General features: G+C 65.4%; 15 protein-coding genes. 12 read left to right on the top strand and 3 right to left on the bottom strand.

Translation table 11 applies throughout. The features are described from left to right. Positions 1-65: 65 nt before the first annotated feature. From NHH73_19910 to NHH73_19885, 6 genes are all read left to right on the top strand, one after another. Positions 66-236, top strand: coding sequence for a hypothetical protein (locus tag NHH73_19910; protein USX24868.1), 171 nt, complete (start codon positions 66-68; stop codon positions 234-236). 39 nt (positions 237-275) lie between these two features. Beyond that, positions 276-545, top strand: coding sequence for a GlsB/YeaQ/YmgE family stress response membrane protein (locus NHH73_19905; protein USX24867.1), 270 nt, complete (start codon positions 276-278; stop codon positions 543-545). A gap of 201 nt (positions 546-746) precedes the next feature. Next, the gene (locus NHH73_19900) at positions 747-1,691 is read left to right on the top strand and encodes a rhodanese-like domain-containing protein (GenBank protein USX24866.1); all 945 of its coding nucleotides are present in this window, start codon (positions 747-749) and stop codon (positions 1,689-1,691) included. A 30-nt stretch (positions 1,692-1,721) separates the two neighbouring features. Continuing rightward, positions 1,722-2,852 carry a glycosyltransferase gene (locus NHH73_19895; GenBank protein ID USX24865.1) on the top strand — a complete coding sequence of 377 codons (1,131 nt, stop codon included), beginning with the start codon at positions 1,722-1,724 and terminating at the stop codon, positions 2,850-2,852. After that, a complete protein-coding gene (locus tag NHH73_19890) occupies positions 2,842-3,591 on the top strand; it encodes a polysaccharide deacetylase family protein (protein USX24864.1) in 750 nt (249 codons plus the stop codon). Before NHH73_19895 ends, NHH73_19890 begins: the two co-directional genes overlap by 11 nt. Positions 3,592-3,646: 55 nt before the next feature. Then, a complete protein-coding gene (locus NHH73_19885; protein ID USX24863.1) occupies positions 3,647-4,954 on the top strand; it encodes a right-handed parallel beta-helix repeat-containing protein in 1,308 nt (435 codons plus the stop codon). Between the two features lie 39 nt (positions 4,955-4,993). On the opposite strand, the gene NHH73_19880 is transcribed toward NHH73_19885, so the two are convergent. The 3 genes from NHH73_19880 to NHH73_19870 form a co-directional block, all read right to left on the bottom strand. After that, positions 4,994-6,445 (bottom strand): catalase, encoded by a 1,452-nt coding sequence (locus NHH73_19880; GenBank protein ID USX29662.1) that lies wholly within the window; start codon positions 6,443-6,445, stop codon positions 4,994-4,996. Positions 6,446-6,686: 241 nt separating this feature from the next. After that, positions 6,687-7,385, bottom strand: coding sequence for a TrkA family potassium uptake protein (locus NHH73_19875; GenBank protein ID USX24862.1), 699 nt, complete (start codon positions 7,383-7,385; stop codon positions 6,687-6,689). Further along, positions 7,375-8,703 (bottom strand): TrkH family potassium uptake protein, encoded by a 1,329-nt coding sequence (locus tag NHH73_19870; protein USX24861.1) that lies wholly within the window; start codon positions 8,701-8,703, stop codon positions 7,375-7,377. The genes NHH73_19875 and NHH73_19870 overlap by 11 nt, the downstream gene beginning before the upstream one ends. A gap of 210 nt (positions 8,704-8,913) precedes the next feature. Between NHH73_19870 and NHH73_19865 the strand changes: the two genes are divergently transcribed. The 6 genes from NHH73_19865 (at position 8,914) to NHH73_19840 (ending at position 20,206) form a co-directional block, all read left to right on the top strand. Then, entirely contained in the window at positions 8,914-11,808 is a 2,895-nt protein-coding gene (locus NHH73_19865; protein USX24860.1) for a diguanylate cyclase, read from the top strand. A 215-nt stretch (positions 11,809-12,023) separates the two neighbouring features. Beyond that, the gene (locus NHH73_19860; protein USX24859.1) at positions 12,024-13,307 is read left to right on the top strand and encodes a dicarboxylate/amino acid:cation symporter; all 1,284 of its coding nucleotides are present in this window, start codon (positions 12,024-12,026) and stop codon (positions 13,305-13,307) included. A 75-nt stretch (positions 13,308-13,382) separates the two neighbouring features. Further along, a complete protein-coding gene (locus NHH73_19855; GenBank protein USX24858.1) occupies positions 13,383-14,375 on the top strand; it encodes a porin in 993 nt (330 codons plus the stop codon). Between the two features lie 53 nt (positions 14,376-14,428). Continuing rightward, complete coding sequence (locus tag NHH73_19850; protein USX24857.1) at positions 14,429-16,336, top strand: ATP-binding protein; 1,908 nt, start codon at positions 14,429-14,431, stop codon at positions 16,334-16,336. Further along, positions 16,329-17,672, top strand: coding sequence for a sigma-54 dependent transcriptional regulator (locus NHH73_19845; protein ID USX24856.1), 1,344 nt, complete (start codon positions 16,329-16,331; stop codon positions 17,670-17,672). Before NHH73_19850 ends, NHH73_19845 begins: the two co-directional genes overlap by 8 nt. A 119-nt stretch (positions 17,673-17,791) precedes the next feature. Next, positions 17,792-20,206, top strand: coding sequence for a glycoside hydrolase family 127 protein (locus NHH73_19840; GenBank protein USX24855.1), 2,415 nt, complete (start codon positions 17,792-17,794; stop codon positions 20,204-20,206). Positions 20,207-20,227 lie beyond the last annotated feature (21 nt).

The raw sequence follows: 20,227 nt of genomic DNA, 5'->3' as shown, positions 1-20,227 counted from the left end.
TTTGTCGACGCGGCAAGTGGCGATGCCGATGGAAGACGTCACAACCGTTGATTTGGGAGATGAAAATGACCAAGGAAAAGCAGTCGGGCGGTGGCAACAAACAATCCGCCGAACAGTCTGGTAACAGTTCTGGCAGTCCGGCAAAAGCCAAAGCCGGCAAGGATGCCGCAAGCCACACCAAAGCCGATACCGGCAAAGGTGCGGGCGGCGGTAAAAAACAAGCGCGCAAGCACTAAGTGTGAAACGCTCATTTAAAATAGTCAGGGAGAAGAAAAATGAACTTTATCGGATGGATTGTTATTGGTGGTTTGCTGGGCTGGATCGCTAGCAAGGTCATGAACACGGACGCGCAGCAGGGCATTTTCCTGAACGTGATCGTCGGTATCGTCGGCGCCTTCCTCGGCGGCCTGGTGATCGCGCCGTTGCTGGGCACGGGCACGATCAACGATGGCGACTTCAGCCTCGGTTCGCTCGGCGTCTCGTTCCTCGGCGCGGTGGTGCTGCTGGCGATCGCCAACCTCGTCTTCCGTGGACGCGCGCGCTAACACCGTAGTCACGCGCAGGATGAAAAACACCGCCGACAAGGCGGTGTTTTCGTTTGGGCGCGAGAAAAGTACATACGCCCTCAAATCCCCCGTCGAGACACGTAGGGCGGATTAGCGAAGCGTAATCCGCCATGCATGCGTCACCGACAGCGTAAAATACCGCCCTGATCCCCACAACGGTATGTATTGGAACGCCAGGATATGCAGGAAAACAAGGTCGCCGCGCAGTTTCGTCCGGACCTGGCGCGGTGGCGTCAGCTGGTAGCGCCCGCCTGGCTGGCGATGCTGATCGACGGCGCGCGCGTCGAAGCCCGGCCATCGCTCAATTGGCGTCTGCTGGAGGTTGGCTGCGGCGGCGCCGCGATGTTCGAACACGCCCACATCCCCGGCGCCTCGTACCTCGACACCGGCGAGTTCGAATGCGAACCGCTGTGGAACAAGGTCGACGACGCGGCGCTGCTCAGCGTGCTGCTATCGCACGGCGTGCGCCACGATACCACCGTCATCCTCTACGGCCGCAACAATCTCGCCGCCGCCCGGCTGGCGCATTTGCTGCTGTATGCGGGGGTCGAGGATGTGCGCCTGCTCGATGGCGGCTTCGCTTTTTGGCAGGCGGGAGGTTACGCCTGCGCGCAAGGAGCGGTGGCGAAGGCGGCGGATCGTTCGGTCGCGGATTTCGGCGTGGCGTTCCCAGCGCATCCTGAATATCTGATCGGTACCAGCGAGGCCCGCGCGTTGCTGTCCACGCACGATGGCGCGCTGGTCAGCATCCGCAGCGAGGCGGAGTTTCTTGGCAAGGTGTCGGGCTACAGCTACATCGCGGCGCGTGGCGACATTCCCGGTGCGCGATGGGGCCGGGCCGGGGCCGATGGCGACGTCAACAGCATGAGCGCTTATCATCTTGACGACGGCCGCATGAAGCCGGCCGCCGAGATCGCGCTGCAATGGCGGGAGCAGGGCATTGTCGAGGATTTGCAGCTGGGGTTTTATTGCGGCACGGGTTGGCGCGCGTCGATGGCGTTTTTCTATGCATGGTTGATGGGCTGGCCACGTATCAGCGTGTATGACGGCGGCTGGCTGGAGTGGAGCGGGGTGGGTGGTTGTCCGATTGATCTAGATCAAACTCTGAGCAGGTTGCAATGCTAACGTGGGGGCGTACTCACCCGAAGCCACATTATGCATGTTCTGGACATCACCATGTACTACGCCGCCGAGGGCGGCGGCATCAGCAGCTATCTCAATGCCAAATCCAACTGGCTGGCGCGGAACAGCCACGTGCGCCATACGATACTGAGTTCAAGCGTGAAGGATTGCAGCCTCGCACCGTCGGTCATCGCCTTGCCGGGTATCGCGCTTCCAGGAATTAACGGCTACCGTCTGCCGCGTTCGCTGCGCGCGCCGGCGCGCATCGTCCAGCGCTGCCGGCCAGATCTGCTGGAGGTCGGCGACGCCGGACCGTGCGCGCTGGCCGCGCTGCATGTGCGCCGACGTTTACAAGTTCCGCTGATCGGCTTCTACCACTCGGATTTGCACGCGCTGGTCGGGCAGCGGTTCGGCCCGCGTGCCGCCACTATCGCCGGCAAGTATTTGCGGCACGTCTATAACCAGTTCGACCTCGTGCTCGCGCCCAGCAAGCTGATGGTGCAGCGGCTGAACCAGCTGGGTGTGACGGATGCCGTGCACCAGCCGCTGGGCGTGGATACCGACATATTCAGTCCCGCGCGGCGCGATGCCGGCCTGCGCCAGCGTCTTGGGTTGCCCGACGCGACCCGGTTGCTGGTCTACGCCGGCCGCTTCACGCCGCAGAAAAAGCTGGGCATCCTGATCGAGGCGGTGCGGCGGCTGGGCCGTCCCTACCATTTGCTGCTGATCGGCGGCGGCAGCGCGTTGCCGGCGTCACCCAACAGCACGATACTGCCGTTCGAGCGCGACCCTGGCCGGCTGGCGCGGCTCTTGGGCGGCTGCGACCTGCTGACCCATCCGGGCGACGGCGAAACCTTCGGCCTGATCGCGCTGGAGGCGATGGCCTGCGGCCTGCCGGTGCTGGGCACGGGCGGCGGCGTGGCGGAGCTGATCGATCCCGGCACGGGCCTGGTGGTGCGGCCCGACAGCGCGGCCAGCATGGGCGAGGGCATCGAGGCGCTGTTCGGCACCGATCTGGCGCGGCTGGGCGCCAACGCCCGTCACAAGGCGTGCGCGCATTTCGACTGGAACCGCATCATGCCGCAGCTGATGGAGCGCTACACCGGCTTGCTGGCGTCGCGGCGGCGGACCGAACCCGACCCCGAGGGCTGCCTTGCCGACTGAGCGCAAGGCGCTGTGCGTCTCGATCCACGACGTGGCGCCCGCCACCTGGCCGGCCTGCCAGCGCTTGCTGGCTGCTATACACGAGGTCGCCGATATTCCGCTGACCTTGCTTGTGGTGCCGTGCTACCACGGCCACGATCGTCCCGACCCCGGTTATGACGCGATGTTGACGGCGTTGCTCGCGCGCGGCCATGAACTGGCGCTGCATGGCTATCGGCATCTGGACAGCGGGCCGCCGGCGTCGGGCTGGCGCAAGCGCTGGCTGCGCGGCGTTTACACCCGCAACGAAGGCGAATTTTCGGCATTGAGCGCCGCGCAGAGCCGGCTGTTGCTGGCGCTGGGTCTGGAGTGGTTCGATCGCCGGGGTTGGCCGGTTGACGGTTTCGTGCCGCCGGCCTGGCTGCTGGGCAGCGGGGCATGGCTGGCGCTGCGCGACGCGCCTTTTTCCTACACCACCACCTGGACCCATTTCCACCTGCTGTCGCCGCGGCGCCGCATCTGGTCGCCCAGCCTGGTGTACGCGGCGCGCAACCGCAGCGGACGCCAGCTGTCGCCGCGTTTGGCGGTGGCGCAGGCTGCCTGCATGGGGGCGGCCGGGCTGGTGCGACTGGGCCTGCATCCGGCCGACGCCGCCCATCCGGCGCTGCTGCGTCATGCCCAGCATTTGCTGGGCGCGTTGCTCGAGTCGCGCGTACCGATGACGAAGGCCGCGTTCGCGCGCCAGAGCCGATCACTTTGATGATTTTTCCGTTCGGTGTGGCAATAGTACTCCGGTGCTCACTACAATAGGAGCGATGAAAACCTCACTCAGCGCGCTCCTGCTACTCTCGTTCGCCGCCGCGCCGGCGTTCGCTACCAACTATTACGTCGCCCCCGGTGGCAGCGACAACGCCGCCGGCACGCAAGCGGCGCCGTGGGCCTCGATCGCGCATGCGCAAACCCAGGCCCAGGCCGGCGACACCGTCTACTTCCGTGGAGGCAAGTATGCCTACACGGCCGGTGTCGAGGCCTGCGCCAGCCGCACGGCCATCGTCAACGCCATCACGCTCAACAAGAGCGGCACCGCCAGCCAGCCGATTCGCTACTGGGCGTATCCGGGCGAGACGCCGGTGTTCGATTTTTCGGCGATGAAGGACGATTGCCGCGTCAAAGGTTTCAATGTGACGGCCAGCTGGGTCCACCTCAAGGGCTTGGAGGTGACCGGCGCGCCGCAGCAACCGGGCAACCGCTTGAACCACGAGTCGTGGGGCGTGTGGAATAGCGGCAGCCACAACGTCTTCGAACTGCTCAATTTGCACCACAACATGGGGCCGGGGTTGTTTATCCAGAATGGTTCGAACAATCTGGTGCTGAACAGCGACTCGCACCACAACTACGATCCGTACACCTCAAACGGGGCGGGGCAGAGCGCCGACGGCTTTGGCGCGCACATCAAGGCCAATCAGCCGGGCAATGTGTTCCGGGGTTGCCGCGCGTGGATGAACACGGATGACGGCTTCGATCTGATCAATGCATTTTCGCCGGTGACGATTGAAAATTCGTGGGCCTGGCAGCATGGTTACCTGCCGGGGACCACGACCCCGCTGGCGGCGGGCAACGGCAATGGCATCAAGGCGGGTGGTTATGGCGGCGCGTATGTGGCCAACGGGGTCAAGCACACGGTGCGGTTCTCGGTGGCGTTCGCCAACAAGGCCGCGGGTTTCTATGCCAACCACCATCCGCTTGCGATCGATTTCTTTAATAACACGGCGTTCAGCAACGGCGTGAATTACAACATGCTGGGGATCGCGCCGGATGGTTCGGCGGTGAATGTCGGGAATTTGCGCAATAACCTGGCGTACAAGGGGACGGCGACGTCGAATACGGCCGGCTTGGATATGGCGAATAATTCGTGGACGACGTCGGTGCAGGTCGGCGACGGAGATTTCGAGGATGTCTCGGCCAGCGGCTGGGACGCGCCGCGCCAGGCCGACGGCAGTTTGCCGGTGCTGCGCAGCTATCATTTGCGCGCGACCAGCGATTTGATCGGCAAGGGTGTTGATGTGGGGTTGCCGTTCAAGGGTTCGGCGCCCGATTTGGGCGCGTTCGAAGCGGCGCAGTGATGTGATGGGCCGCCAATACCACTTGGCGGCCCGCTTTGATTAATCCACCAGCTTCGCGGCCAATTGCTGCACCTTGGCCGGATCTGCTTTTACCGCCATGGCCAGCGCGCGGCCGTAGTTGGCGTCGGCCTTCTGGAAGTGCGACAGCATCGTGTACTTCACGTTGTCATCCTTGACCTGACCCAGGTCCCCGGCCAGATTGCTGACCAGATTGGCCTGCTGCTGCGCGTTCAGCGAGCGGTAGAAATCGCCCGCCTGCGCGAAGTTGCGCGTCTTGGCGATGCGCGCCTGCTGCGTCGTGCCGCTCAACGGCAGTTGGCTGGACTTGTATTCGGCGTTGTCGGCCAGCGGCGCGTGCGCGCTAGGCTGGTAGTTGACTTCTCCTTTACGCGCGCCGCTGTTGGCCGCGCCGTCCTGGTTGTAGTTGGCGGCGGCCGCCACCGGACGGTTGATCGGCAGTTGCAGGCCGTTGGCGCCGAGGCGGTGCAGCTGCGTGTCGGCATACGAGAACAAACGGCCCTGCAGCATACGGTCTTCCGACGCTTCAATGCCCGGCACCAGGTTCGACGGCGCCATCGCCGATTGCTCGGTCTCCAGGAAGACATTGTCCGGATTGCGGTTCAGGGTCATGGTGCCGACTTTGGTCTCCGGCACGCTGGTCGGCCAGATCTTGGTGGCGTCAAGTCCGTTAAAGTCCAGCTTGGCCAACTGCTCCGGGGTCATGACCTGCACGTACAGATCCCATTTCGGGAAGCGGCCTTCCTTGATGGCGGCGATCAGGTCGCCCGTCATGTGGTTGAAATCGCGGCCCTGGATTTCCGACGCCTCCTTGGCGGTCAGCGTTTTCTCGCCCTGCAGCGACTTCCAGTGGAACTTGACGTAGTTGACCTGACCCTTGGCGTTGACGAATTTATAGGCGTGCACGCTGTTGCCGTCCATTTCGCGGTAGCTGGCCGGCGTGCCCTGGTCGGAGTACACGCGGGTCAGCATGTGGGTCGATTCCGGCTGGTGCGAGAAAAAGTCGAAGAAGCGGTTCGGGTCCTGCACGTTGGTGTCCGGCGACGGTTTGAGCGAGTGCACCATGTCCGGGAACTTGATGGCGTCGCGGATGAAGAATACCGGCAGGTTGTTGCCGACCAGGTCCCAGTTGCCTTCCTTGCTGTAGAACTTGGTGGCGAAGCCGCGCGGGTCGCGCAGGGTTTCCGGCGAGTGGTTGCCGTGGATGACGCTGGAGAAGCGCACGAACACCGGCGTTTCCATGCCCGGCGTGAAGACGGCCGCGCGCGTCAGGTTGGAGATGTCCTTGCTGGCGACGAAGACGCCGTGGGCGCCGGTGCCGCGCGCGTGCACCACGCGTTCCGGCTGGCGCTCGCGGTCGAAGCGCTGCAGTTTCTGGATCAGCTGGACGTCCTGCAGCAGGACCGGTCCGTTGGGGCCGGCCGTCTGGGAATTCTGGTTGTCGCCGATGGGTGCGCCGTTGTCGCGGGTCATGACGGTGGCGGGGGCAGGGGCGGTTTGGGCGGCGGCGCTGCCGATGCCGGCCGCTGCCGTCAGTGCCATCGCGGCCAGGCGGCAGGCGAGCTGAGTCGATTTCATGGGTATCTCCCTTTTGATGTGTGAAAGCAAACCTTAACGGCTGTGTCACTATTATCAAAATCAATTATTTGTATGAAATCGATAGCTTTTTCGTTATTTAAACCTTTCAGTTACAAGAAATGCCTGTCTGTCCACTTTAGCGCTTGCGGCCGCTACTGGCGAACTGCTCGATCTTACGGGTGGCGCCGGAGACGATCAGGATGTCTGCGGGCAGCACGCGGGTCTCCGGCAGGGCGTGCTGGAAGTCCTCGCCGGGGCGCTTGACGCCGACCACGGTGACGCCGAATTTCTCCCGAACGTGCGACTGCGCCAACGTCATGTTGTGCGTCATGTCCGGCGCGCGTATCTTGGCGATGGCGAAGCCGTCGTCGAACTCGATGTAGTCCATCATGCGGCCGGTGATCAGGTGCGCCACGCGGGCGCCCATGTCGGCCTCCGGATAGACGATGTGGTGGGCGCCCACGCGCCTGGCGATCTGGCCGTGCTCCGGCGTCAGCGCCTTGACCCAGATGTCCTTGATGCCCAACTCCGTCAGTACCATCAGCGACATCAGGCTGGCCGCGAGGTCGGTGCCGATGCCGACGATCGCGTGCGAGAACTCGGCCACGCCCAGCTGGCGCATCACGTCCTCGTTGGTGGAATCGGCCTGCACCGCGTGGGTCAGTTTATCGGCCCACAGCTGCACCAGTTCCGTGTCGCGGTCGATGCCCATGACGTCGTGGCCCATGCGCATGAGCGCTTCGGCGACGGCGCCGCCGAAGCGGCCAAGGCCGACGACGACGATGTTGTCGCTGTTCGGGAATGAAATCTGTTCTGTGAAAATTTTACCCAACAATTGGATGCTCCTCGGGATAACGATAGGGCAGGCGCCGTTCGCCCAGTACCAGCGACGCCGCCAGGGTGACGGTGCCGACCCGGCCCAGGAACATCAGCAGGGCCACGGTCAGTTGGCCGCTCGGCGGCAGGCCGGGGGTGATGCCGGTCGACAGTCCGGCCGTGCCGAAGGCCGAGACCACCTCGAAAATAATCTGGTCGGTCGGGAAGTCGGAGACGTGCAGCAGCACCAGCGTGCCCAGGGCAACCATGCCGCAGCCCAGGACCACGACCGTGATGGCCTGGCGCTGCGCCGACGCGCCGAGGCGGCGGCCGAAGGCCTCGGTGTCGCGAAAGCCGCGCACCTCGGCGATCACCAGCAGCGCCAGGATGACGATGGTGCCGACCTTGACGCCGCCGGCGGTGCTGGCGCTGCCGCCGCCGACGAACATCAGGAAGTAGTGCAGCGCCCACGATTCCGGCGTCAGCGCGCCGATGTCGACGGTGTTGAAACCGGCCGTGCGCGCGGCCACCGACATGAACGACGCCGACAGCAGCTTGCCGCCCAGGTCCATGGCGCCCAGCGTGCGCTGGTTGTGCCATTCGAACAGCAGCACGCCCAGAAAGCCCAGGGCCAGCAGCGCGCCGGTGCCGAGCAGTGTGAGCTTGGTGTGCATCGACCAGTGGCGCGGGTCGCGCAGTTTGAGGCGCAGGTCGTGCAGCACCGGGAAGCCGATGCCGCCGGCGACGATGGCGATCATCAGCGGCGCCAGGATCAGCGCGTCGCCGGCGTAGCGCGTGACGCTGTCGGCGTGAATCGAGAAGCCGGCGTTGCTGAACGCCGCGACGGCGTGGAAGGTGCCGCTCCATGCGGCCTGCGCCCACGGCAGGTCGTGGGCGAAATGCATGCGCAGGGTGAGCAGGGTGGCGATCAGCAGCTCCGACGCAAACGTGACGACCAACACCAGGCGCGCCACGCTGGTGACGTCGCCCAGGCCGAGGGTGCGGGTCTCCATCTGGCTCATTAACTTGGTGCGCAGACGGGGCGAGTTGTTGACCAACAGTCCAAGCAGGGTGGCGGCGGTCATCATGCCGAAGCCGCCGAACTGGAACAGCGCCATGATGACGCCCTGGCCGAAGCCGGACCAGTAGGTGCCCGTGTCGACCACCGTCAGGCCGGTCACGCAGACGGCGGATACTGAGGTGAACAACGCCGCCATCCATGGCGCGCCCTGGCCCCCCGCGTGGGAGAAAGGCAGCATCAGGAGCGCCGTGCCGAAGGCGATCGCCATCAGGAAGGCCAGCGCCACGGCGCGCGCGGGATGAAGCACGGATCGCATCAGGGTGTAGGTCGCAGGGTCAGGTTGTTCAGGGGTGGAGAAGACGATGCAAGTCACATCGGCGTCGGCGCGGCTCGATTATACGTGACGCCGGGCGTGGCCGATCCCCGTGCTGGACGGATGAGCTCGGGGGTGGCATGCTTGGGGTGTCTTCCAGACTTGGTCGGGGTGGTGATGCGGTATTCGGGCAGCGCGGCGGTTTTTTCAAGCTTGTCGAAGGCGCTCGCGTGGCTGGCCTGCTGGGCGCTGTGCGCGTGCGCCGCCGCCGAGCAAGTGCCGCTGCGCCAGTTCGGCCAGGCCGACGGGCTGGCCAACCAGGCCGTCACCAGCATCACGCAGGACGCCGCCGGCTATCTGTGGGTCGGCACCGAGAACGGTTTGTTCCGTTTCGACGGCGCCCGTTTTCGACGCTACGGCAAGCCCGATGGCTTGCCGGCGGCGTTCATCACCGCGCTGGGCACCGATAGCGCCGGCCGCGTGTGGGTCGGCACCGACGCGGGCTTGTGCGAGTGGCGGGGTTCCCGCTGCGTCGCCGTCAAGGATCCAGCTGGCGCGCCTATCGTTGTCTGGGCAGGGCGCGGCTTTGCGCGCAATGGCGAAGACGTGGTGCTGGTCGTGGGCCAGCGCGATCTTCTCGAGTTACGGCCCGGCGCCGCCGCCGGCGCGTGGCAATCCCGATATTATTTCAGCGCGGCGCAGCGCGCCGCGCATCCCGAGCTGGCACGCATCGGCGGCGTCGCCGTCGGTGCCGACGGCGCCGTCTGGACCGGATGCGGCGAGCAGGTGTGCCGCTATGGCGCCGGCGGACTGACCGTCTATGGGCTGCGGGAAGGCGTGCCGGGGGCCTTTTGGCGCGGCATCCTGGTCGGCAAGGACGGCGTGGTGTGGGTGCGCAGCCAGGACTACCTGGTGTCGATCGCGCCGGGCGCCGCGCGGGCGCAGTCCCACACCCCGCCGGGCGTGGCGCAGACGACCGTGAGGCAGTATTTTCCGATGACGCAGGACAGCGACGGCACGCTGGTGTCGAACAACGACAACGGCCTGCTGCGGGGCCTGGACGGGCAATGGCGCGAATACGGCGCCAGGGAGGGGCTCAAGGCCGACGGCGGCATCTCCGCCATCTTCACCGATCGCGATGGCGAGTTGTGGCTCGGCCTCGCGGGCCGCGGCCTGGCACACTGGCAGGGCTACCGCTCCATCGTCAACTGGACCACCGGGCAGGGTTTGCCCAGTGACGATATGTGGTCGTTCCACCGGAGCGCCGACGGTGTGCTTTTTCTCGGCACGGGGCGCGGCCTGGCGTTCCAGCGCCCGGGCGAGCCGCGTTTCGCCCAGCCCACCGGCGGCTACGAGGGCGCCGATCATCAAATCGGCGCGGTGACGTCGGACCGCGCCGGCAACGTGTGGAGCGGCGCCTTCTCCGGTGCGCTGGTGCGTCGAGATCATGACACCGGCCGCAGCGTCCACGTGGCGAAGCTGCCGCTGATTTTGCGCCTGTTCCTGGATGCCGCCGGCCAGTTGTGGATCGCCACCAACAACGGCTTGTATGTGATCCGGGATCCGGAACGTTCACCGGCCCCGCAGCTGGTCGCGGAGCCGCGCTCTTTGCTGGGCGTGCCGAAGGAGGATATCAATATGACCGCCGCCTGCCAGACCGCCGACGGCACCTTGTGGTTCCTCGCCAACGGCACGCTGCTGCGGCTGGCCGGCGGACGCTGGAGCATGCCCGGAATGCCGTCGACCTTCAGCATGTTGAACTGCGACGCCGGCAACCTGTGGCTGGCGGAAGACCACGCGCCCATGGTCTGGTACGGACCCGCCGACGACGAGGCTGGGACCCTGGCGCTGCAGCGCCTGCCGCTGGCCGACACGCCGATGGCGGCGCGCGCGGTGATGTCGATGCATGTCGACCGCCGCCACTGGCTGTGGATCGGCAGCGATGACGGCGTGGCCGTCTGGAACGGCAAGGCCTGGCGCGTGCTCGATCAGCAGAGCGGGCTGGTTTGGAACGACAGCAATCAGTACGCGATCTTCGAGGACACCGACGGTTCGATGTGGATCGGCACCAGCGGCGGCGCCTCGCATATCGTGCACCCTCAGGAGCTGTTCGCACCCAAGGAGCTGGCGCTGCGGATCGAGTCGGTCGACTACGACGGCAATCCGCTGGGCGTCAGCAACGCGCAGATGATCGCCTGGAGCGGCGGCGCGCTCGAGGTCAGGCTGGCGGTGCTGTCGTTCCGCAACCACGAGGCGCTGCGCTACCGCTACCGCCTCAAGGGACTGGAAAACGGCTGGACCGTCACCGACTCCTCGGCCTTGCGCTATCCGGCGCTGGCGCCGGGCAGCTACGTGCTGCAGGTGAGCGCGGAGAACCCGATGCTGCAGGCGGCGGCCGGGCCGGTCGAGCTGCCGGTGACGATCATGCCGCCGTGGTGGCAAAGCGGCTGGTTCTACGCCGGCTGCGCGCTGCTCGCGGTGGTGCTGGCGTGGCTGCTGTACCGCTGGCGCCTGCGCGGCGTCCTGCGCCGCAGCGCGGCGATGGAGCAGCTGGTGCGCGAACGGACCATGGAGCTGGAGGCCTCGCGCGAGGAGCACCGCATGCGCTCCCTCAAGGACGGGCTGACCAAGGCCTGGAACCGTGTCGCGATCATGGAGATGATCGGCCAGCAAATCGCCGCCACCGCGCGCAGCGGCGGCAGCTTCATGGTGGTGATGCTGGACCTGGACCACTTCAAGCGCATCAACGACACCTACGGCCATCTGGCCGGCGACGCGGTGCTCAAGGAGTTCGTGCGGCGCCTGTCGGACCGCCTGCGCGGTTCCGACACCGTCGGCCGCTATGGCGGCGAGGAGTTCATCCTGCTGCTGCCAGGGCTGTACGCCGGCGGCGGCGAGCAGCGCATCCGCGAGCTGCACCAGGAAGTCTGCGCCGATCCGGTGGTGGAGGACGGCGTTTCCATCGACATTGCCTGCAGCTTCGGCGTGGTGGCCGGACCGCTGCCCGGCTGCACGCCCGAATCGCTGATCAAACTGGCCGACAAGGCGCTGTACCGCGCCAAGGAAAACGGCAGGAACCGCATCGAGTACGCCGAGCGCGAACCCTGATGCCGGCAGGGTCGTCCAACTTTCCATACAGGCAGCCCTGGACCGCTCCAGCTTTTCATGCCGGTATGACGTTGCAATCATCATTTCCGTAAAGAATTGTCATTGAAATCAATGGCTTGAAAGGCCATTTTTGGCTTTTCGGCGCTGGCATACCCATTGCTATCTACCCGTACCCCGCGGCGCCGCCGGGGGAAAAAAATACGGAGATGATAAAAGTGAAAAAAAAGCGCCCACTAACGCTGTACATCCTGATCGCCATGGTGTTGGGCGTAGCCGTCGGCTACGCGTGCCACCAGGCTTTCCCCGATAAAAAGGCCGCCGCCGACATCGCCGGCCATATCTCGATCGTGACGGACGTGTTCCTGCGTCTGATCAAAATGATCATTTCGCTGCTGGTGTTCTCGACCCTGGCGGTCGGCATCGCGCACCTGGGCGACGGCAAGGCCGCCGGCCGTATCGGCATGAAGGCCATGGGCTGGTTCGTGATCGCCTCGCTGGTGTCGCTGACCCTGGGCATGGTGCTGTCCAACCTGATGCAGCTCGGGACCCATCTGGGCCTGCCGCTGCCACCGATCGACGCCACCACCGGCCTGAAAACCTCGGCCTTCACGCTCAAGGAATTCGTCAGCCACATGGTGCCGAAGTCGCCGATCGAGGCGATGGCCAACAACGAGATCCTGCAAGTGCTGGTGTTTGCGATCTTCTTCGGCAGCGCCCTGGGCGCGCTGGGACAATCGGCGGCCAAGCTGACCGCCGGCGTCGACCAGCTGGCGCAGGTCATGCTGCGCATCACCGGCAGCATCATGAAGATGGCGCCGCTGGCCGTCTTCGCCGCGATGGCGTCGGTGGTCACCACCAACGGCCTGGGCATCCTGGCGACCTTCGCCAAGTTCATGGGCGGCTTCTATCTGGGCCTGGTGTGCCTGTGGGCGCTGCTGATCCTGGGCGGCTTCGCCTTCATCGGCAAGCGCGTGTTCCGCCTGATGGTGCTGATCCGCGAACCGTTCCTGCTGGCGTTTTCGACCGCCAGCTCGGAGGCGGCCTATCCAAAACTGCTGGTGGCGCTGGATCAATTCGGCGTGCAGCGCAAGATCTCCAGCTTCGTCATGCCGATGGGGTATTCGTTCAACCTCGATGGCTCGATGATGTACTGCACCTTCGCCGTGCTGTTCATCACGCAGGCCTACGGCATCGAACTGTCGCTCGGTACCCAGATCACCATGCTGCTGCTGTTGATGGTGACGTCCAAGGGCATCGCCGGCGTGCCGCGCGCCTCGCTGGTGGTCATCGCCGCCACGCTCAATCAATTCAACATCCCGGAAGCGGGCCTGCTGCTGTTGATGGGCATCGACCAGTTCCTGGACATGGGCCGCTCCGCCACCAACGCGGTCGGCAACGCCGTCGCCACCGCCGTCGTCGCCAAGTGGGAAGGCGCGCTCGATGAAGAGCAAGCGCCGGTCACGGAGAAGGACAGCGTCGCTAACATTCGCGCCGCCTGAGTCCTGAGTCCTGAGTCGCACCAGTTTAGTACCCAAAAAAGTAGCACTACAAAAGTAATCTCGGGAGATGTAACGATGCAGAAAAATATCATGGGCGCCCTGGCGCTGGGTTTGTTGTCGTCCGCCGCGCTGGCGCAATCGTCGGTCACCGTCTACGGCGTCGCCGACGCCGGCCTGCTGGTCGAGCGGGGCGCCGCCGCCGGCAATACCAGCAAGATCGGTAGCGGCATCGGCTCGGGCTCGCGCCTGGGCATCAAGGGCAAGGAAGACCTGGGCGGCGGCATGTCGCTGGCCTTCGGTCTGGAAAACGGCAACAACCTCGATACCGGCATACCCGCCCAGGGCGGGCTGCTGTTCGGCCGCCAGGCCTACCTGTGCCTGACCACCCCGGTGGGCGCGTTCAGCGTCGGCCGCCAGTACTCGCCGTTCTACAAAACGCTGAACAACATCGCCGACCCGTTCCAGACCGGCTTCGCGGGTAACTCGCAAAACATCTTCGCCAATAACTCGCGGGTGGACAACTCGGTGGAGTACATCACGCCGAAGGTGGCCGGCTTCTCGGCGGATGTCCTGTACGGCTTCGGCGAAGTGGCCGGCGACACCAGCAAAAACCGCAGCATCGCCGGCAGCGGCACCTACGAAAACGGTCCGCTGACGCTGGTGCTGGCGCACCAGCAGCGCGACAACGCGCTGTCCACCGCCCGCGGCCGCAATACCATGCTGACGGCGCGCTACCAGTTCTCCAGGGTCACGGTCCACGCGGCGCACGCGCGCAACAAGGATTTGCTCGAAAACGAAAGCAAGGATACGCTGCTCGGCTTCACGGTAGCGCTGCCGGTTGGTACGCTGCTGATGTCCTACATCGACCATCACGACGATTCGGCGCTGCGGCAAGATGCCAAGCAGGGGGCGATCGGTTATCTGTATCCGCTGTCGCGCCGCACGGACCTGTACACCGCCTATGGTCATATCAACAACCGCAACGGCGCCAGTTTCAAGGTCGGCACGGCCACCGACACCGGCGCCGGCACCACTGGATTCAACCTCGGCGTGCGGCATGTGTTTTAATAGCCGTGGTTTGAATGCGGCGTGATCGCTGGTTGAGTAAATACGAGGGGATTATGGCGGCAGCATCATCGCAGACGGTTCCACCATCGCGGCCTGGCCGGCGGCTTTGGGGGCGACTCACGCTGTGGGTGTTGCTGCTGGCCGCCTGTCTGGCGCTGGCGATTTTTTGCTGGCGCTGGGCGGAGAACGTGGCGATCGAGCGGCTGCGCCTGTCCGGGGCGCAGCGGCTCGACGGCTATGCCCTCAGTCTCGAGAACCTGCTGGCCAAGTACGATTTCCTGCCCGGCACCCTGGAGTTGAACAAGGACGTCATCGCCCTGTTGCAGCATCCCGGCGACGACGCGCTGCGCGGGGAGGTCAACCAATACCTGGAGAAGGTCAACCGCCTCTCCAAATCCACCACCATCTATATCGTCAATCTGCAGGGCGTGACCCAGGCGGCGAGCAACTGGCGCGAGCGCGACAGCTTTGTCGGCGACGACGTCTCGTTCCGGCCGTACGTGCGCGACGCGCTGCGCCGCGAGCCCGGTGGTTTTTACGGCGTCGGCACCACGCGCGGCGAGCCTGGCTACTTTTTCGCCCACGGGATTTATCACAACGGCCGCATGCTGGGCGTCGCCACGGTCAAGGTCAATATCGAGAAGCTGGAGAAGGGCTGGGTGCAGGGCGCCGACAAGGTACTGCTGGCAGACGCCCACGGCGTGGTTTTCCTGACCTCCGCGCCGGAATGGAAATACCGCACGCTGGCGCCGCTGGCGCCGGAGGTGCGGCAGGAACTGGAGGCGTCGCGCCAGTATTTTTCGCACGCGCTGACGCCACTGGGTTTGCGCGAGGAGCGCCGCATCGACGGCGGCGCCAGCATCGTCGATGTGCCCGCGGCGGCGCAGGGAGGGGAGCCCGATCCCGGACCAGGTTCGCGCATGGTGAGCCAGGCCCGCTCGCTGGCGCCGCGCAAATGGCAGTTTGTGTACCTGTCCGATCTGGCGCCGGCCAGGGCCAGCGCGCGCAACGTGTTCTTGTTCGCCTTGCTGGTGCAGGCCTTGCTGGTGATGCTGGTGCTGTACGCGCGCCAGCGCCGCCGCCTTGGCCGGCAGCGGCTGCGCGCGCGCGAGGACCTGCAGCGCGCCTACGACAATCTGGAGACGATGGTGGCCGAGCGCACCTCCAGCCTTCAGCAGATGACGCACAACCTGAGCGAGGAGAATATCGTGCGCCGCAAGGCCGAACAAAAGCTGCGCCAGGCCCAGAGCGAACTGGTTCAGGCGGCGAAGATGGCGGTGCTGGGGCAGATGTCGGCCGGGATCACGCATGAACTGAACCAGCCGCTGACGGCCCTGCGCACGATGGCCGACAACGCCAAGGTGCTGATCGAGCGCGATCGCCTGGACGAGGCCAAGACCAACCTGGCGACCATTTCGCAACTGGTCGGGCGCATGGGACTGATCACCGGCCAACTGCGCCAGTTCGCGCGCAAGGCCGACGCCAGCCTGCGGCCGGTGCCGGTGGCGGCGGCGATCACCGCCGCGCTGTTCCTGGTGGAGCGGCGGGTGGAGCGCGAGCGCGTGAACTTCCGCATGTCGATGCGCAGCCATGACGTGCACGCGCTGTGCGACAGCAACCGCCTGGAGCAGGTGCTGGTCAATTTGTTCAACAACGCGCTCGATGCGATGACCGACAGCGAGACGCGCGAGCTGACCGTCGGTGTCGAGCGCACCGACGAACGCGTGATGATCGGCGTGGCCGACACCGGCCCGGGCATCCCGGAAAACATCCGCGCCCATTTATTCGAACCATTTTTCACCACCAAGCCGCAAGGGCAGGGCCTCGGACTGGGGCTGGCCATCTCCGAGCAGATCGTGCGCGAATTCGGCGGGCTGCTGCGGGTCGAGGCCAGCGCCTCGGGTGGAGCGCGGTTTATTATTGAATTGCCGCTTGCGGAGCAGGAGACTACGGATGTATGAAGCGATGAAAGTATTGTTGGTCGAGGACGACGCCACCGTGCGCGCAGGCAGCGCGCAGGCGCTCGACCTGGCCGGATTCCAGGTCGAGGCCTTCCACGCGGCTGAACAGGCGCTGGCGAAGGTCACCCCGGGATTCGCCGGCGTGATCGTCAGCGATGTACGGCTGCCCGGCATGAGCGGGCTCGATCTGATGGCGGCGGCAAAGGCCATCGACCCCCAATTGCCGGTGGTGCTGGTGACCGGGCATGGCGATATCACGATGGCGGTGAACGCCATGCGCGACGGCGCCTACGACTTCATCGCCAAGCCGTATTCGTCGGAGCAGCTGTCCGAGGTGGTGCAGCGCGCGCTGGAGACGCGCCGCCTGACCCTGGAGGTGGCGGCGCTGCGCCACCGCATCGAGCACGGCGTCGGCATCGAGGCCACCTTGCTGGGCGATTCGGCGCCGATGCGCGACCTGCGCCGCCTGATCCTGGACCTGGCCGACGAACCGGCCGATGTGCTGATCTACGGCGAGACCGGGACCGGCAAGGAGATGGTGGCGCGCTGCCTGCACCAGTACAGCCGCCGCCACAAGCGCAATTTCGTCGCGCTCAATTGCGGCGCCATCCCGGAGAATATCTTCGAGAGCGAGGTGTTCGGCCACGAGCCGGGCGCCTTCACCGGCGCCGGCAAGCGCCAGGTCGGCAAGATCGAATACGCGGACGGCGGCTCGCTGTTCCTCGACGAGATCGAGAGCCTGCCGATGTCGCTTCAGGTAAAGATGCTGCGCGTGCTTCAGGAACGGTACGTCGAGCGGCTCGGTTCCAACAGCCAGGTGCCGGTGGACGTGCGCGTGATCGCCGCCGCCAAGGATGATTTGAAGGAGCTGTCGGACCAGCAGAAATTCCGCAGCGATTTATACTATCGCCTGAACCTGATTGTGCTCAACCTGCCGCCGCTGCGCGAGCGTCGCGAAGATATTCCGCTGCTGTTCGAGCACTTCCTGCTCGGCGCGGCGGCCCGCTACAAACGCGCCGCGCCGCCCGTGCCCGGGCCGCTGATGCAGTCGCTGATGGCGCACGACTGGCCGGGCAATGTGCGGGAGCTGCGCAACATCGCCGAGCGCTTTGTGCTGGGATTGTCGAGCGGCGCCGACGGCCTGCTGTCGGCGCGCAGCCTGGCGCCGTCGCCGCTGGCCGAGCAGGTGGGGTGCTTCGAGCGCGCCGTCATCGAGCAGGAGCTGCGCAAGGCCGGCGGCAGCGTCAGCGAGGTCAGTGTGGCGCTGGCGGTGCCCAAGCAGACGCTGTATTACAAGATGCAAAAGTACGGGTTAACGTCGGACGTGTACAAGTAATCGGCGCGCGAGCTCCGAACGGTTGTGCGGATTTCGTCGTTCTTTGTGATTTGCCGGCGCAAGACGCAAAAGGCCGGGCGGCGTATATTATTGGATAACATCGTCTATTCAGGATAACCATGCGCGCCTCGTCACCGTTCCGTCACCGTCGATTGATCCTGCAAGGCGCCGCCAGTCTGGGGCTGATATCCGGATGGAGCGCCAAGGCGAACGCCGTCGGCGCGGCGGCGACCGGCGCCACAGCCACCGCAGCCGGCGCAGCCGATGCGCCGGCCACGCCATCCTCCGCCACGGCGGTGCCCATGTCCGACGTGCGTCTGCTGCCTTCCTTTTACGCCGAGGCGCTGCAGGCCAACCAGTCCTACCTGCTACGCCTGAACGCCGACCGCTTCCTGCACAACTACCACCTGTTCGCCGGCTTGCCGGTCAAGGGCAAGATCTATGGCGGCTGGGAGTCGGACACCATCGCCGGCGAGGGGCTTGGCCACTACCTGTCCGCGCTGTCGCTGATGCACGCGCAGAGCGGTCTGCCGGCGCTCAAGCCGCGCATCGATTACATCGTCGCCGAGCTGGCGCGCGTGCAGCGGGCGCAGGGCGACGGCTACATCGGTGGCTTCATGCGCAAGCGCAAAGACGGCAAGGTCGTCGACGGCAAGGAGATCTTCCCCGAGATCATGCGCGGCGAGATCCGCTCGGCCGGATTCGACCTGAATGGCTGCTGGGTGCCGCTGTATAACTGGCACAAGGTGTTCGCCGGCCTGTTCGACGCCCAGACCTACGCCGGCAACGCGCGGGCGCTGCAAGTGGCGACGGGACTGGCCGGCTACATGGCCAAGGTCTTCGACGCCTTGAACGACGAACAGTTGCAGCAGGTGCTGGCGTGCGAACATGGCGGCATCAACGAAAGCTTCGCCGAACTTTATGCGCGCACCAACGACGAACGCTGGCTGAAGGTGGCGCGGCGGCTGTACCACCACAAGGCGCTGGCGCCGCTGGCCGAAGGCCGCGACGAACTGGCCAACCTGCACTCGAACACGCAGATTCCCAAGTTGATCGGCCTGGCGCGCCTGTATGAGCTCAAAGGCCAACAAAGCGACGCCGACACCGTCAAGTTTTTCTGGAAGACGGTCACGGATCACCACAGCTACGTCATCGGCGGCAACGGCGACCGCGAATATTTTTCGGGCCCGGACACCATCGCCGCCCACATCACCGAACAGACCTGCGAAGCCTGCTGCAGCTACAACATGCTGAAGATGACGCGCCACTTGTACAGCTGGTCGCCGGACGCCGCCTATTTCGACTACTACGAGCGCACGCACCTGAACCACATCATGGCGCACCAGAATCCGCGCACCGGCATGTTCACCTATATGACGCCGCTGATGTCGGGCGTGGCGCGCGAGTACTCCAGCGAGGAGAACGATTTCTGGTGCTGCGTGTTGTCCGGCATCGAGAGCCACTCCAAGCACGGCGACTCGATCTATTGGGAGAACCGCGACACGCTGTTCGTCAACCTGTACATTCCGTCGCTGGTGAAGTGGCGGCACGCGGCGGCCACCCTGGAGATGACGACGCGTTATCCGTTCGAGAGCGATATCGACATCAAGGTCAAGCGCCTGGCCGGCCAGCGCTATTACACGCTGGCCCTGCGCATTCCGGCGTGGGCTTCGGGCCATACCTTGCTAGTCAACGGCAAGCCGCACGCGGCCAGCAAGGACAAGGGTTACCTGTTCGTGCGGCGCCGCTGGCGCGCCGGCGACACCGTGCGTCTCTCGCTGCCGCTGGAGCTGCGGCTGGAAGCGGCCGCCGGCAACGACAAGGTGGTCGCGTTGTTGCGCGGGCCGATGGTGCTGGCCGCCGACCTGGGCGCGGCCGACAAACCGTTCGACGGCCTGGCGCCGGCGCTGGTCGGCGCCAACATCCTGGCCTCGTTCAAGGAGGCCGACAAGGTGAAGGCCGTGTACCGGACGGTGGGCAGCGGCCGGCCCGGCGACATGAAGTTCACGCCGTTCTTCGCCCAGTACGACCGGCGCGCGGCGGTGTACTTCAACGCCTACAACGAGCAGGAATGGGCTGCCTCCGAAGTGGCGTTCCGCAAGGAGGAGGCGCGCCTCAAGGACCTGGCCGACCGCTCGATCGACGTCATGCACCTGGGGGAGATGCAGCCGGAGCGCGACCACGACCTGCAATCGGACATCTCGTATCCGGTGTCGTACCGCGGCCGCATGGGCCGCGATGCCCGCACCGGCGGCTATTTCAGCTTCCGCATGAAATGCGGACCGGGACAGCTGGTGCTGCAGGCCAGTTATTGGGGCGAGGAGCGCAACCGCGATTTCCACATCAGTATCGACGGCGAGCGGGTGGCCCGCGTCAAGCTCGATGGCAGCCATCCGGGTGAGTTCATCGACCGCGATTATGTGCTGCCGGAGAAATTGACCAGCGGAAAGAACAGCATCGTGGTCCGATTCGATCCGGAGCCCGGCCACACGGCGGGGCCGGTGTTCGGCGCGCGCTTGTACGTGCAGCGCTGACGGCCAGGCAGGCCGGGACTG

This window comes from Oxalobacteraceae bacterium OTU3CINTB1, from assembly GCA_024123955.1.
Lineage (GTDB): Bacteria > Pseudomonadota > Gammaproteobacteria > Burkholderiales > Burkholderiaceae_D > Rugamonas.
The sequence above is the reverse complement of the archived record's forward strand: the minus strand, read 5'-3'. Positions and strand labels throughout refer to the sequence as shown.